Below are 13,041 nucleotides of genomic sequence, written 5' to 3' on the forward strand. Positions count from 1 at the left end.
TGGTGTCCGTTGGGTCACGACTTCCGGAATCCGGGTTCCGGCCGTTCTACGACACGGCCGGCAGGCTCCCGTGGCCCGCCGAGGCGATGTGGTCCCGCAGCCGCTCGACGTACAGCCGCATGTTCTTCGCCGCCACGTCCGTGTCCGGGTAGCGGCCGGCCAGCCACAGCCCCTCGTGCTGCCGGCTCACCCACACGCACACCTGGTCGCCGTACGACACCCGCAGCAGCGCGTGCGCCCGCATCTCGGTCCACCGCTCGGCGCCCGGGATGGCCCGGGTGTCCAGGTAGGAGACGATCGAGTACAGGTCCGGCGAGGTCGGCCGGAAGTCCGCGCCGATCAGGTCCAGCACCCGGGCCAGCGGCATCCGGGCCAGCGTCCGGTTGGCCTGCAGCTGCGCCCGCACGGCCCGCAGCGCGTCCGGGAGGCCGCGGGTACGGCCCACGGGCACCTCGACCGGCGCTCCGCCCACGTACCAGCCCACCGAGTCGGTCCACCGCGACTTCACCCGGGTGTGGAACGGCACCACCGTCCGGTACACGGGCTGCCCACCCAGTTCGTGGACGACGAGCCCGGTCGCCGCCAGCACCCCGACCATGCTGCCGCCGTACGGCCGGCAGTACGCCTCGAACGCGGCCGCCGCGTCCGCGTCCGCGAGGGGCTCGCAGAGCATCCGCTGCCGGGGCAGCGGAGCCCCGGGCGTCAGGCCGAGGTCCACCGGGAAGCCCGGCAGGGTGCCGTCGCAGCGCCGGATGAACTCCCGCCAGCGCGCCACGATGTCGTGCCCGCCGTCGATGCGGTCCGCGTCCGCCCGCTCGATCTCGCAGAAGTCGACGTAGCTGGCGGCCGGGGCGGCGGCCGCGGGCGCGCGCCCGGTGAGCCCCGCCGCGTACAGCTCGTGGACCTCGGCGGCGATCCGGTGCAGGGAGTAGGCGTCGACGTTGCTGTGGTCGAAGGCCATGTACACGCTGGTGGAGTCCTCGCGGACGACCGCCGTGTAGATCAGGTTGGGCCAGCGCAGCGCGTCCGCGACGGCGTCGAAGCGGTCCTGGAGGTGCCGGACCAGCCGGCGCGCGTCGGGGAAGTCGCCCACCTGCTCCCGGCGCAGGGACACGTCGGCGGGGTCGAGCGTGAACCGGCGCAGCTCGTCGCCCGCCCAGCGGAAGCCGCTGCGCAGCGTCTCGTGCCGCAGGGTCCAGGCGCGCAGCGCCTCCTGGAGGACGTCGAGGTCGACCGGCCCCGGGAGGTCGAAGGCGGTGCCGAGCCAGGTCGGCACGAACAGCCCGTCGTCCCGTACGCACTTGGCGGTCCGGATGTGCGACTCCTGGATGTAGGCCGGCGGCCGGGAGTCCTCCGGCAGCTCCCTCGCCGCCGCGACGGTCGCCGGGCTCAGCGTCCACTCGACGAGCCGTCCCGGCCGGACCCCGCAGCGCTGGATGTCAGTGATTCGCACGCGTCTCCCATCGCAGAAGGGGCCCTTGGATGCGGGCCCCCCGGTCAAGGCAATGCCGTGGGACGCGGCCGGGACATGCCCGTTGGGTTCATTTCAACTCAACGGGTGGCGGGCCGAACGCGGAAGTGATTAACCGACGGTGATCGAGTCGAGCTTCTCCCGCAGGTACACGTGCGAGTCCACCGGCGGGTACGTCACCCGGCCCAGCGGCGCCGGCAGGGACTCCACCCTCGTCCCCGGGGTGCACTCGCCGAAGTACACGAGCGACAGCAGTTCCTCGCCGGGCGCGTCGGCCGGCGGCGGCAGCACCCGGTGCCGGCCCGAGTGCCACCGGTCGCCGGTCCACCGTGCCATCAGGTCCCCGATGTTGATGGTGAACGCGGCCGGGTCGTACGGCGCGTCCTCCCATCCGCCCGCGTCGGTGTACACCTGGAGCCCGCCCTTCCCGGCCTGCCGGTCGAGGATGGTGACGGTCCCGAAGTCGGTGTGCGGCCCGATCCGGAACTGCCCCGGCCACGGCTCGCCGACGACCTCCGTGCCCGGATACCAGTTGATGTTGAAGCCGAACGTCGGATGGTCCAGGTGCCGGCAGAAGAACCCGGGTCCCAGGCCGAGCGCGCACCCCAGCAGGGACAGCAGCTCCCGCTGCAGGGCGGCCATCTCCGCCAGGTACCGCGCGCACAGCGTCCGCAGTTCGGGCACCTCGGCGGGCCACACGTTGGGCGCGTACCACTCGGCGTCGACGACCGGGTCGTCGAACGGCTCGTCCGTCGCGAAGGTCAGCGACTCCTTCAGGTCGGGCGGTGTCTCGGTCCCCTCCGCGTACCCGTTGGCCTCGGCGCCGGGCCCCAGCCAGCCGCGCCCGCCGACCCTCGCCCGGTAGCGCCGCTTGACCTCGACGGGCATCCGGAAGAACGCCCGGGCGGCCGTCCGGATCCCGGCCCGCAGGCCCGGATCGACCCCGTGCCCGGTGACCAGCAGGAAGCCGGCCGTCTGCAGGGCCTCGTCGACGGTGCGGGCGAGGTCCGCGCGGGTCCTGTCGTCCCCGCCGGTCCAGGGCCCGAGGTCGATGGTGGGGATCCGGGGCTCACTCACCGATGTCCTCGTTCCACAGAGCGGGACGGTCCTCGACGAAGCCGGTCATCAGGTCGACGCACGCGGGGTCGTCCACCAGGACGATCTCCACGCCGTGCGCGGCGAGCCAGTCGTGGCCGCCGTGGAAGGTGGTGGCCTCGCCGATCACCACCCGGGAGATCCCGAACTGGCGGACCAGGCCGCTGCAGTACCAGCAGGGGGAGAGGGTGGTGACCATGGTCGTGCCGCGGTACGACCGCCGCCGGCCCGCCGCCCGGAACGCGGCCGTCTCCGCGTGCGCGGACGGGTCGCCGTCCTGGACCCGGCGGTTGCGGCCGCGGCCGAGCAGGGCGCCGTCCGGGCCGTAGAGCGCGGCGCCGATCGGGATGCCCCCCTCGGCGAGGCCGGTGCGGGCCTCCTCGACGGCGGTGGCGAGCCAGGCGCGGGCCTCGAGTTCGTCCATGTCTTCACTCTGCGGTGCGCCGGGGACCGTGGCAACGCCGCCGCGGAGGGGTGCACGCGGGCGGTGTCCCGACGGCTCCCGGCCCCGGTCATCGGCGGCGTCGATGGGGCCATCGGAAGGACGCCCCACCGGCGCGTGGACCCGTCCCAGGGCCTGCTCCTAGCGTCATGGGCATGACCTCAGAGAACAGGGGCACGGCCCAGCTGACGACCGCGATGGTGCTCTCCGGCACCCTCGGCGTCTTCGTCGTCGAGTCGGGCGCCTCGCCCTTCAACGTCGTGTTCTTCCGCGTCCTGTTCGGCGCCCTGGCGCTGGGCTCCTACGTCCTCGCGCGCGGCTGGCTGCGCGACCACGGCTTCACCCGCCGCACGCTGGGACTCGCCGTCCTCGGCGGGGTGTTCATCGTCCTCAACTGGGTCCTGCTGTTCCAGTCGTACGAGAACACGTCGATCTCCGTCGCCACGGTCGTCTACCACACCCAGCCCTTCTACGTGGTCCTGCTGGGCGCCCTGCTGTTCCGCGAGCGGCTCACCGCCGCCAAGGCCGGCTGGATCGCCCTGGCCTTCGTGGGCCTGATCCTGGTCTCGGGCGTCACACCGGGTGACTTCGCGGGCGGCGGCACCTATGTCGTGGGCGTCGGCCAGGCCCTGCTCGCCGCGCTGCTCTACGGCCTGTCCACCCTGGTCACCAAGCGGATCACCGGCGTACGCCCGCACCTGATCGCCCTCGTCCAGGTCCTGGTCGGCATCCCGCTGCTGCTGCCCTTCGCGGACTTCGGCGCGATGCGCGGCACCGGCTGGGACTGGGGCTGGCTGGCCGGCCTCGGCCTCCTCCACACCGGCGTGATGTACGTCCTGATGTACGCCGCCTACGCCAAGCTGCCCACCTCGAAGATCGCCGTGCTCGCCTTCGTCTACCCGGCGGTCGCGATGTTCATGGACTGGGCGGTGTACGGCCACCACATCGGGCCGGTCCAGGCGCTCGGCGTCCCGCTGATCGTGACCGCGAGCCTCAAGGTCACCCTGGCCCGGCCTGCTCGGACAGCAGCCGCCGCGCCTGCTCCACGAACAGGCGGGCGTGCGCCGGAAGCCGCTTCCCGGCCCGCCACGCCAGCTGCGTGCGAAGGGTGAACGGCGGCTCCCACGCCAGTCGTACGAGGGAGCCCGCGGCGAGTTCGGCGGCGACCGTCACCTCGGGCAGCAGCGCGATCCCGAGGCCGGCCGCCGCCGCGCGCTTGGTCGCCTCGATCGTGCCGAACTCCATGAACCGCACGGGCTCCAGGGCCGTCAGCTCCCGTTCGAACAGGTCCCGGTAGGCGCAGCCCGGCTCGGTGGCCAGCAGGGGCTGCCCGGTGAGGTCGGCCGTGCCGAGGGCCGCCCCGGCCAGGACGTGTCCGGGCGCGGCCACCAGCGCCAGCGGCTCCTCGGCGAGGACCGCGGTCCGCAGGCCGGGGTGCTCCGTCCGCTCCTCCATCAGGAACCCCACGTCGTAGGCGCCCTGACGCAGCGCCTGCCGGGTCTCGTCGCCGATGGTGGTGCGCAGCGCGAGCCGCACCCCGGGGTGGCGGTGGTGGAAGTACTCCAGCAGCGGGGGCAGCCGGTAGGAGGTCAGGGACTCCATGGTCCCGACGGTCAGGGTGCCGGAGGGCTCCTCCGGCTCGGTGACCGCCGCGCGCGCCTCCTCGGCCAGCTCGATGATCTGCCGCGCGTAGGGCAGCAGCCGCTCGCCCGCCTCGGTGAGCCGGATCCGGCTGCCCAGCCGGTCGAACAGCTCCACGCCGAGGGAGGACTCCAGCGCGCGGATCTGACCGGTCACGCTGGACTGCGCGTACGACAGCTCGGCCGCGGCCCGGGTGAAGCCGAGCACGGTCGCGACCTTCTCGAAGGTGACGAGCAGCCGGAGTTCCACGGCTCAGTCCCGCTTCGGCTCGTCCCTGTCGGCGGACCCGTCGTCCTTGCCGAGGGACTTGAGGAACTCGGGGTTGTCGTCGGGGGCGACCCACCGTGCGGCCGCGTCGGGGTGCCCCTCCCCGGCTGTCGTGCCGTCCGCCCCTCCCCGCCGCACCCGGCCGGTGATCAGCCAGGCGAGCGGCCCGACCAGCACCTCGCCGAAGAGCAGGATGACGGTCACCCACACCACCTTCGGCAGGTGGCGCACCTCTTCCTCCGGGGTGTTCAGACAGTCCACGAAGGCATAGACCCACAGCGCGAGGACCAGCAGGAACGGCAGATACCTGAGCATGGTCGTGCGATCTCCCGACGAGATGAGACGGGCCCGGTGACCGGGCCAGAGTAGCCCGTGGCCGATACTGGGACACATGGCTTACGACGATCTTCGCTCCCTGCTGCGGGCGCTGGAGCGCGAGGGAGACCTCAAGCGCATCAGGGCCGAGGTCGACCCCTACCTGGAAGTCGGGGAGATCGTCGACCGGGTGCAGAAATCCGGCGGCCCGGCGCTGCTCTTCGAGAAGGTGCGCGGGTCGGACATGCCCCTCGCCATGAACGTCTTCGGCACCGACCGGCGGCTGCTGAAGGCGCTGGGCCTGAAGTCGTACGGCGAGATCTCCGAGAGGATCGGCGGGCTGCTGCGGCCCGAGCTGCCGCACGGCTTCGTGGGCGTGCGCGAGGCCTTCGGCAAGCTCGGCGCGATGGCCCACGTGCCGCCGAAGAAGGTCAAGGAGGCGCCCGTGCAGGAGGTCGTCCTGCACGGCGACGAGGTCGACCTCGACCGGCTGCCCGCCCTGTTCACCTGGCCCAAGGACGGCGGGTCCTTCTTCAACCTGGGCCTGACCCACACCAAGGACCCCGAGACCGGCATCCGGAACCTGGGCCTCTACCGCCTCCAGCGCCACGACAGGCGCACCATCGGCATGCACTGGCAGATCCACAAGGACAGCCGGAACCACTACCAGGTCGCGGCGCGACGGGGCGAGCGGCTGCCCGTCGCCATCGCCTTCGGCTGCCCGCCGGCCGTGACGTACGCCTCCACGGCCCCCCTCCCCGGCGACATCGACGAGTACCTGTTCGCCGGGTTCGTCGCGGGCAGGCGGATCGAGATGGTCGACTGCAAGACGGTCCCGCTCCAGGTGCCGGCGAACGCCGAGGTCGTCCTGGAGGGCTGGCTGGAGCCGGGCGAGACGCTCCCCGAGGGTCCCTTCGGCGACCACACCGGCTTCTACACCCCGCAGGAGCCGTTCCCGGCGCTGACGATCGACTGCGTGACGATGCGGAAGCGCCCGCTGCTCCAGTCGATCGTGGTGGGCCGCCCGCCGACCGAGGACGGCCCCCTGGGCCGGGCCACGGAACGCTTCTTCCTCCCCCTGCTGAAGATCATCGTCCCGGACATCGTGGACTACCACCTGCCCGAGGCCGGCGGCTTCCACAACTGCGCGATCGTCTCGATCGACAAGAAGTACCCGAAGCACGCCCAGAAGGTGATGCACGCGGTCTGGGGGGCACACATGATGTCGCTGACCAAGCTGATCGTGGTCGTGGACGCCGACTGCGACGTCCACGATCTGCACGAGGTCGCCTGGCGCGCCCTCGGCAACACGGACTACGCCCGTGACCTCACGGTCGTCGAAGGCCCCGTCGACCACCTCGACCACGCCTCCTACCAGCAGTTCTGGGGCGGCAAGGCGGGAATCGACGCGACGCGGAAGTGGCCCGAGGAGGGCTACACGCGAGACGGCGGGTGGCCGGACATGGTCCTGTCGGACCCCGATACGGCGGCGCTGGTCGACCGCCGCTGGAAGGAGTACGGCCTGTGAGCTCAGCGTCCGCCGCGATCCCGCAGCCGGGACGCACCAAGGCGTTCCTGCGCCTGGTGATGATCGAGCACTCGGTCTTCGCGCTGCCCTTCGCCTACATCGCCTCCCTGACGGCGATGTACGAGTGGGACCGGAACATCCACTGGGGCCGGCTGCTGCTGGTCACCGTCTGCATGGTCGGCCTGCGCACCTTCGCCATGGCGGTCAACCGGATCATCGACCGCGAGATCGACGCCCGTAACCCGCGCACCGCGCACCGCGAGTTGGTGACCGGCGCGATGTCCGTCCGGCACGCCTGGACCGGCGCCCTGATCGCCCTGGTGGTCTTCCTCGGCGCGGCGGCGCTCCTCAACCCCCTGTGCCTGGCCCTGGCGCCGGTCGCGGTGATCCCGATGGTGGTCTACCCCTACGGGAAGCGGTTCACGAACTTCCCGCAGGCCATCCTGGGCGTCGCCCAGGCCATGGGCCCCGTCGGCGGCTGGCTGGCCGTCACCGGCACGTGGTCCTGGGACGCGGTGATCCTCGGCCTCGCCGTCGGCATCTGGATCGGCGGCTTCGACCTGATCTACGCCTGCCAGGACGTCGAGACCGACCGCCGGATCGGCGTGATGTCGGTCCCGGCACGCTTCGGCATCCCGGCCGCGATCCGGGGCGCCCGGGTCTGCCACGCGATCACCACGGCCCTGTTCGTCTGGTACGGCGTGGCCACGGGCGCCGGCGCCTTCTTCTGGCTGGGCCTGCTGATCGTCGCGGGCGCCTTCCTCTACGAGCACAGCATCGTCCGCCCCCACGACCTGTCCCGCCTCAACCGGGCGTTCTTCAGCGTCAACGGATTCATCGGCATTGCCCTGTTCGTGTGCGCGCTGCTGGACCTCCTGGTCCGTGGTCTGAGCGTCTGAGGGCGATGCGGTGGCGCGGCCGTCCCCACCCGGCCCGAGTGCCGCCCGACCCACCGGTACGCTCAAGGTGTGAACGCAGGAGAATCGCAGCGCGCGCCTTGGATCGTGGGGGTTTCCGGAGCGTCCGGGACGCCATATGCGGCCGCCGTGCTGCGGGCGCTGCTGGCGGCGGGGGAGGCGGTGGACCTGGTGGTCAGCCGGGCCTCGCGGCTGACGCTGCTGGACGAGACGGGGATCTCGTTCCGGGACGCCCACTGGCAGGACGACCTGCGGGAGTGGCTGGCCCGGGGCGCCGACGGCAAGCCCGGGACCTTCGACGTGGACGTCAGCGGGGTGCGGTACTGGAACGCGGGCGACCTGGCCGCCGGCCCGTCGTCGGGGTCGTACCCGGCGAAGGGGATGCTCATCGTGCCGGCCTCCACCGCGTGCGTGGCCGGGGTCGCCCTCGGGCTGTCCAAGGATCTGCTCCAGCGCGCGGCGAGCGTCACACTGAAGGAGCGCCGGACGCTGGTCGTCGCCGTGCGGGAGACGCCCCTGAACGGCCAGACGCTGCGGCACCTGGTGGCGCTGGACGACGCCGGCGCCTCGGTCGTGCCGGCCTCGCCCGCCTTCTACGCGGGTGCCACCCACATCCAGGATCTGGTGGACTTCGTCGCCGGACGGGTGCTGGACGCGGCGGGCGTCGGGCACGGCCTGTACCGGCGCTGGCACGGCGAACTGGGCGGCGGCAGGCCGGAGCAGTAGGCCGCGGCGCGGTACCTCTCATCACTTCGGGAACTCTTCAGAACTTTTCAGGGGAAGGCTTCGATCGCATGGACGCGGTGGACAGGCAGCTCATCCAGGCCCTGAGGGAGAACGGCCGGGCCTCCTACGCGGAGCTGGGACGCCTCGTCGGCCTGTCGGGACCCAGTGTCACCGACCGCATCAACCGGCTGGAGGCCGCCGGTGTCATCACCGGCTACCGTGCCACGGTCAACGCGGCCTCCCTCGGCCTCGGCGTCATCGCGCTGATCGGCATCTCGCTCTCGGACGCCGCCGACCACGAGGACGTGGCGCAGCGGCTGAGGGACCTGCCGGAGATCGAGGACTGCTGGTTCATCGCCGGCGACGACTCCTTCATGCTCAAGGTGCGCTCGACGGACGTGGACGGCCTGGAGAAGACCATCCGCAGGCTCAGCGGGACCAAGGGGGTGTCCCGGACCCGTACCACCGTCGTGCTCTCCACCAAGTGGGAGAACCGGGTCGGGGAGCTGCCGGAAGAGGTGTAGGCATAGGGTTGGCCGAGCTGTCGTAGAAAGGTGTTGGCATGGACGTCGGGCTCAAGCGCGAGCTGGAGGAGAAGGTCCGCTCCGGTGAGCGGCTGACCCGCGAGGACGGCATCGCGCTGTACGAGTCGGACGACCTGGCCTGGCTGGGCGGCCTGGCGCACGAGGTGCGGACCCGCAAGAACGGTGACGTGGTGCACTTCAACGTCAACCGGCACCTGAACATGACGAACGTGTGCACGGCCTCCTGCGCGTACTGCTCCTTCCAGCGCAAGCCGGGTGAGAAGGACGCCTACACGATGCGCATCGAGGAGGCCGTCAAGCTCGCGAAGGCGATGGAGTCGGACAACCTCACCGAGCTGCACATCGTCAACGGGCTGCACCCCAACCTGCCCTGGCGGTACTACCCGCGCTCGCTGCGGGAGCTGAAGAAGGCCCTGCCGGACGTCTCCCTCAAGGCGTTCACGGCGACGGAGATCCACCACTTCGAGACCATCTCCGGGCTGTCCGCCTCCGAGATCCTCGACGAGCTGATCGACGCGGGCCTGGAGTCCCTCACGGGTGGCGGCGCCGAGATCTTCGACTCGGAGGTCCGGCAGCACATCGTGGACCACCGCACCCACTGGGAGGACTGGTCCCGCATCCACCGGCTGGCGCACGAGAAGGGTCTGAAGACCCCGTGCACCATGCTCTACGGGCACATCGAGGAGCCCCGCCACCGCGTCGACCACGTGCTGCGGCTGCGCGAGCTGCAGGACGAGACCGGCGGCTTCCAGGTCTTCATCCCGCTGCGCTACCAGCACGACTTCGTGGACATGAAGGACGGCAAGGTCCGCAACACGCTCCAGGCGCGGACCCAGATGGCGACCGGCGCGGAGGCGCTGAAGACGTTCGCCGTCTCCCGGCTGCTGTTCGACAACGTCCCGCACGTGAAGGTCTTCTGGGTGATGCACGGCGTGCAGACCGCCCAGCTGGCCCTGCAGCACGGCGCGGACGACATGGACGGCTCGGTGGTCGAGTACAAGATCACCCATGACGCCGACAACTACGGCACCCCGAACAAGCTGACCCGCGAGGACCTGCTGGACCTCATCCGCGACGCGGGCTTCCGGCCCGTCGAGCGCAACACCCGCTACGAGATCATCCGCGAGTACGAGGGTCCCGACCCCCTGCGCCGCGAGTCGCCCCAGCCGATGCGGGTCTGACCCCGGGGGCCACCCCCCGGTGCGCACCTGCGGATTCCCCGTCGGAGCGTAGGGGTACCCGACGGGCATGGCTGCCACGAAGGCATTCGAGGACGCCTACACCGCCGAACCGTTCGTGCCGGAGGGCGCCGATCTCGCGGCCCTGCGCCGCGCGGCGGACGGCTGCCGGGGGTGTCCGCTGCATCGCGACGCCACGCAGACCGTGTTCGGGCACGGCTCGGCGGACGCCCGGCTGATGCTCGTCGGTGAGCAGCCCGGCGACCAGGAGGACCGGCAGGGGAGGCCCTTCGTCGGCCCCGCGGGCAAGCTGCTCGACCGGGCGCTCGCGGAGGCCGGCATCGATCCCGGTGAGGCCTACGTCACCAATGCCGTGAAGCACTTCAAGTTCACCCGGTCCGAGCCGCGGGGGCGCCGGATCCACAAGGCGCCGAGCCTCAGGGAGATGACGGCGTGCGGGCCCTGGCTCGCGGCCGAGCTGGCGCTGGTCGAGCCGGAACTGATCGTGGTGCTGGGCGCGACCGCGGGCAAGGCGCTGCTCGGGTCGTCGTTCCGGGTGAGCCAGGTGCGCGGGACCGTGCTGGAGGAGGAGATCCACGGGCGGCCGGAGCGGCTGGTGCCCACCGTGCATCCGTCGGCCGTGCTGCGGGCGGACGACCGGGAGGGGGCGTACCAGGGGCTGCTGGCCGATCTGAAGGTGGCTTCACGGGCCCTCGGGTAATGGCTACCATCCCTCCATGCCTCTTACCTTCACGCTGGATCCGGCCATCACCCCTGCCCTGCGCGACGGCGTCCTCGACCTGTGGGCGGACGTCTCCGACGCGGGCGGCGCAGTGGGCTTCGTCGCCCCGGTGACCCGCGAGGAGATCCGGCCCGAACTGGTGCGCCACTTCGTGCACATGGCCGAGGGCCGCACCCGGCTGCTCGTCGGGCAGGACGAGCGGGGCGAGGTGGCCGCCGCCGCGTTCCTCACCCGCAACACCCACCGGCTGATGACCCACTGGCTGTGGCTGTACACGGTGATGGTCCACCCGAGGCACCAGGGCAAGGGCTACGGCCGCGACCTGCTGGCCGCCGCGGCCGACGCGGCCCGCGGGACCGAGGGCATCGAGGCGATACGGCTGACCTGCCGGGGCGGGCACGGCCTGGAGCGGTTCTACGGCTCCTGCGGCTACAAGGAGGTCGGCCGGGTGCCCGGCGCCATCCGGGTCGCCCCCGGCGACGACCGGGACGACATCATGATGCTGCTGCCGGTCGCCTGACCCCGCTGCATGATCGCCCCCGAGGCGTGCTTCACTGGTCGATGACCCCTTTTGGAATCGGACGAGTGGATTGAGATGCTCCGCTACACGCTGATGCGCCTCGGCATCTTCGCGGGCTGCCTCGTGGTCGTCTGGGGAGCCGTCTACTCCGGCATCTTCCCGCGCGGCTTCGGCAGCTCCAACGGCCTGTGGGTCCTGCTGCTCGCACTGGTGCTCTCGGCGCCGATCAGCTGGGTGGTGCTGCGCAAGGAGCGGGACCGGGCCTCGGTGCACATCGTGGGCAAGGTCGACCGGATGAAGGCCAACCTGGACGCCAACCGCAGCCAGGAGGACATCGCCGACGACACCGCGCGGGCGCAGGGCCAGCCTTCCTGACCGAGGGCCCAACTAGTCTTGCCCCCATGGGTGCCGTCAAGACCAAGCGGATGCCGAGGGCGGTGCGGGAGCAGCAGATGCTCGACGCCGCCGTGCGGATCTTCGGCCGACGCGGCTACATGGCCGCCTCGATGGACGAGATAGCCGAACTCGCGGGCGTCTCGAAGCCGTTGGTCTACCTGTACCTCAACTCCAAGGAAGACCTCTTCACCGCCTGCATCCGCCGCGAGGCCGCCGCCCTGACGGAGGCCGTCCGCGCGGCGGTGGTCCTGGAGCTGCCCGCCGAGCGGCAACTCTGGGACGGGGTGCAGGCGTTCTTCGCGCACACCGCCGAGCATCCCGACGGCTGGTCGGTGCTGCATCTGCAGGCCCGTACCCACGGTGAGCCGTTCGCGGCCGAGGTCGCCGCGATGCGCGCGGACATCGTCGCGTTCGTGACCCGGCTGGTCGCGGTCGCCGCCCGCGAGGCGCACCGCGACCCCGGGCTGCCCGAGCACGAGGTCGCCGGGCTCGCCGAGGCCCTGGTCGGCGCCGCCGAGTCCCTCGCCGCCTGGGCCAACGCCACGCCCGGCGTCACGGCGCGGCAGGCGGCGGCCACCCTGATGAACTTCGCGTGGGCGGGCCTCGGCAACCTGATGCGCGGCAACGGGTGGACTCCGTCGGTCTAGTGCTGTGACCCGTAGGGTTTGCCGGAAGCCCGCGGTTCCCCGCCCCCTTGGGCAGCTCAGCCGGAACCTGCTCGTAGGGCCCGGACGTCCCCGGCCAGGTGCAGTCGTCCGCCCTCGCCCCGCAGTTCGAACCGCCCCCTGGCGTCCGCGCCGTAGGTGACCGTGCCCGGCAGCAGCACCGGTGCCCGGAACCGGGCCCGGACCACGGCCGCGTCGGGTGTGCCGTGGGCGGCCAGACAGCGGGCCACGGTCCACATGCCGTGCGCGACGGCCCGCGGGAAGCCGAGGAGGCGGGCGGTGAGCGGGTGCAGATGGATGGGGTTGCGGTCCCCGGAGGCCGCCCCGTACCGGCGGCCCACGTCCGCGGCGGGCCGCCACTCGGTGACCACGGGCAGGGCGGGGGACTGATCCTCCCGGGACCCGGCGGTCCCGGGGCGCCCGGCGGTGCGGTGCCGGGCGAGGTAGGTGCTGCGCGACTCCCAGACGAGGTCGCCGCCGAGCCGCGCCTCCGTGACCACGGTCGCCTCGGTCCCGCGCCGGTGCGGCGCCAGCCCCGCGACGCGCACGGCGAGTTCGTACGCCTCGGTGGCCGGCAGGGGAGTGCGGCGGAC

At 72.0% G+C, this 13,041-nt stretch carries 16 protein-coding genes; 10 read left to right on the forward strand and 6 right to left on the reverse strand.

Annotated features, from left to right (window positions below):
- Nucleotides 1-46: 46 nt before the first annotated feature.
- The 3 genes from ACWEN3_RS09895 to ACWEN3_RS09905 all read right to left on the reverse strand — a co-directional run bounded on the left by ACWEN3_RS09895 (nucleotide 47) and on the right by ACWEN3_RS09905 (nucleotide 2,990).
- Nucleotides 47-1,453 (reverse strand): condensation domain-containing protein, encoded by a 1,407-nt coding sequence (locus ACWEN3_RS09895; RefSeq protein ID WP_452967946.1) that lies wholly within the window; start codon nucleotides 1,451-1,453, stop codon nucleotides 47-49.
- 129 nt (nucleotides 1,454-1,582) lie between these two features.
- Nucleotides 1,583-2,548: an isopenicillin N synthase family dioxygenase gene (locus ACWEN3_RS09900; RefSeq protein ID WP_452967949.1), complete on the reverse strand. Its 966-nt coding sequence runs from the start codon at nucleotides 2,546-2,548 to the stop codon at nucleotides 1,583-1,585.
- Complete coding sequence (locus ACWEN3_RS09905; RefSeq protein ID WP_452967951.1) at nucleotides 2,541-2,990, reverse strand: nucleoside deaminase; 450 nt, start codon at nucleotides 2,988-2,990, stop codon at nucleotides 2,541-2,543. Before ACWEN3_RS09905 ends, ACWEN3_RS09900 begins: the two co-directional genes overlap by 8 nt.
- Nucleotides 2,991-3,163: 173 nt before the next feature.
- On the opposite strand from ACWEN3_RS09905, the gene ACWEN3_RS09910 reads away from it, so the two are divergent.
- Nucleotides 3,164-4,120 carry a DMT family transporter gene (locus tag ACWEN3_RS09910; protein WP_452967953.1) on the forward strand — a complete coding sequence of 319 codons (957 nt, stop codon included), beginning with the start codon at nucleotides 3,164-3,166 and terminating at the stop codon, nucleotides 4,118-4,120.
- Here the strand turns inward: ACWEN3_RS09910 and ACWEN3_RS09915 are convergent.
- Nucleotides 4,008-4,898, reverse strand: coding sequence for a LysR family transcriptional regulator (locus tag ACWEN3_RS09915; RefSeq protein ID WP_452967956.1), 891 nt, complete (start codon nucleotides 4,896-4,898; stop codon nucleotides 4,008-4,010). The genes ACWEN3_RS09910 and ACWEN3_RS09915 overlap by 113 nt on opposite strands.
- 3 nt (nucleotides 4,899-4,901) lie before the next feature.
- Nucleotides 4,902-5,231, reverse strand: coding sequence for a PLD nuclease N-terminal domain-containing protein (locus tag ACWEN3_RS09920; RefSeq protein WP_452967958.1), 330 nt, complete (start codon nucleotides 5,229-5,231; stop codon nucleotides 4,902-4,904).
- A 76-nt stretch (nucleotides 5,232-5,307) separates the two neighbouring features.
- Here ACWEN3_RS09920 and ACWEN3_RS09925 point away from each other — a divergent pair, with 76 nt between their 5' ends.
- The 9 genes from ACWEN3_RS09925 (at nucleotide 5,308) to ACWEN3_RS09965 (ending at nucleotide 12,430) form a co-directional block, all read left to right on the forward strand.
- On the forward strand, nucleotides 5,308-6,759 hold the full coding sequence (locus ACWEN3_RS09925) for a menaquinone biosynthesis decarboxylase (protein WP_452967961.1): 1,452 nt from the start codon (nucleotides 5,308-5,310) through the stop codon (nucleotides 6,757-6,759).
- On the forward strand, nucleotides 6,756-7,658 hold the full coding sequence (gene mqnP / locus ACWEN3_RS09930; RefSeq protein WP_452967963.1) for a menaquinone biosynthesis prenyltransferase MqnP: 903 nt from the start codon (nucleotides 6,756-6,758) through the stop codon (nucleotides 7,656-7,658). Before ACWEN3_RS09925 ends, mqnP begins: the two co-directional genes overlap by 4 nt.
- Nucleotides 7,659-7,727: 69 nt before the next feature.
- The gene (locus ACWEN3_RS09935) at nucleotides 7,728-8,402 is read left to right on the forward strand and encodes a UbiX family flavin prenyltransferase (protein ID WP_452967965.1); all 675 of its coding nucleotides are present in this window, start codon (nucleotides 7,728-7,730) and stop codon (nucleotides 8,400-8,402) included.
- A gap of 68 nt (nucleotides 8,403-8,470) precedes the next feature.
- Nucleotides 8,471-8,926, forward strand: a complete 456-nt coding sequence (locus ACWEN3_RS09940; protein WP_360239908.1) for an Lrp/AsnC family transcriptional regulator — start codon at nucleotides 8,471-8,473, stop codon at nucleotides 8,924-8,926.
- Nucleotides 8,927-8,964: 38 nt separating this feature from the next.
- The gene (gene mqnE / locus ACWEN3_RS09945) at nucleotides 8,965-10,128 is read left to right on the forward strand and encodes an aminofutalosine synthase MqnE (RefSeq protein ID WP_452967967.1); all 1,164 of its coding nucleotides are present in this window, start codon (nucleotides 8,965-8,967) and stop codon (nucleotides 10,126-10,128) included.
- Nucleotides 10,129-10,195: 67 nt separating this feature from the next.
- A complete protein-coding gene (locus tag ACWEN3_RS09950; RefSeq protein WP_452967970.1) occupies nucleotides 10,196-10,846 on the forward strand; it encodes a UdgX family uracil-DNA binding protein in 651 nt (216 codons plus the stop codon).
- A 16-nt stretch (nucleotides 10,847-10,862) separates the two neighbouring features.
- Nucleotides 10,863-11,387, forward strand: coding sequence for an N-acetyltransferase family protein (locus ACWEN3_RS09955; RefSeq protein WP_452967972.1), 525 nt, complete (start codon nucleotides 10,863-10,865; stop codon nucleotides 11,385-11,387).
- A gap of 75 nt (nucleotides 11,388-11,462) precedes the next feature.
- On the forward strand, nucleotides 11,463-11,762 hold the full coding sequence (locus ACWEN3_RS09960; RefSeq protein ID WP_452967973.1) for a DUF4229 domain-containing protein: 300 nt from the start codon (nucleotides 11,463-11,465) through the stop codon (nucleotides 11,760-11,762).
- Between the two features lie 26 nt (nucleotides 11,763-11,788).
- On the forward strand, nucleotides 11,789-12,430 hold the full coding sequence (locus tag ACWEN3_RS09965; RefSeq protein WP_452967976.1) for a TetR/AcrR family transcriptional regulator: 642 nt from the start codon (nucleotides 11,789-11,791) through the stop codon (nucleotides 12,428-12,430).
- Between the two features lie 56 nt (nucleotides 12,431-12,486).
- Here the strand turns inward: ACWEN3_RS09965 and ACWEN3_RS09970 are convergent.
- Nucleotides 12,487-13,041: MaoC family dehydratase (locus ACWEN3_RS09970; RefSeq protein ID WP_452967978.1), on the reverse strand; the 555-nt coding region annotated here is incomplete at its 5' end.

The organism is Streptomyces sp. NPDC004561, from assembly GCF_053602155.1.

Coding starts and splice junctions, on each gene's coding strand:
- ACWEN3_RS09965 (WP_452967976.1), top strand. CDS start 11,789: ATGGGTGCCGTCAAGACCAAGCGGATGCCGAGGGCGGTGCGGGAGCAG.
- ACWEN3_RS09905 (WP_452967951.1), bottom strand. CDS start 2,990: ATGGACGAACTCGAGGCCCGCGCCTGGCTCGCCACCGCCGTCGAGGAG.
- ACWEN3_RS09940 (WP_360239908.1), top strand. CDS start 8,471: ATGGACGCGGTGGACAGGCAGCTCATCCAGGCCCTGAGGGAGAACGGC.
- ACWEN3_RS09960 (WP_452967973.1), top strand. CDS start 11,463: ATGCTCCGCTACACGCTGATGCGCCTCGGCATCTTCGCGGGCTGCCTC.
- ACWEN3_RS09955 (WP_452967972.1), top strand. CDS start 10,863: ATGCCTCTTACCTTCACGCTGGATCCGGCCATCACCCCTGCCCTGCGC.
- mqnE (WP_452967967.1), top strand. CDS start 8,965: ATGGACGTCGGGCTCAAGCGCGAGCTGGAGGAGAAGGTCCGCTCCGGT.
- ACWEN3_RS09920 (WP_452967958.1), bottom strand. CDS start 5,231: ATGCTCAGGTATCTGCCGTTCCTGCTGGTCCTCGCGCTGTGGGTCTAT.
- ACWEN3_RS09950 (WP_452967970.1), top strand. CDS start 10,196: ATGGCTGCCACGAAGGCATTCGAGGACGCCTACACCGCCGAACCGTTC.
- ACWEN3_RS09910 (WP_452967953.1), top strand. CDS start 3,164: ATGACCTCAGAGAACAGGGGCACGGCCCAGCTGACGACCGCGATGGTG.
- ACWEN3_RS09925 (WP_452967961.1), top strand. CDS start 5,308: ATGGCTTACGACGATCTTCGCTCCCTGCTGCGGGCGCTGGAGCGCGAG.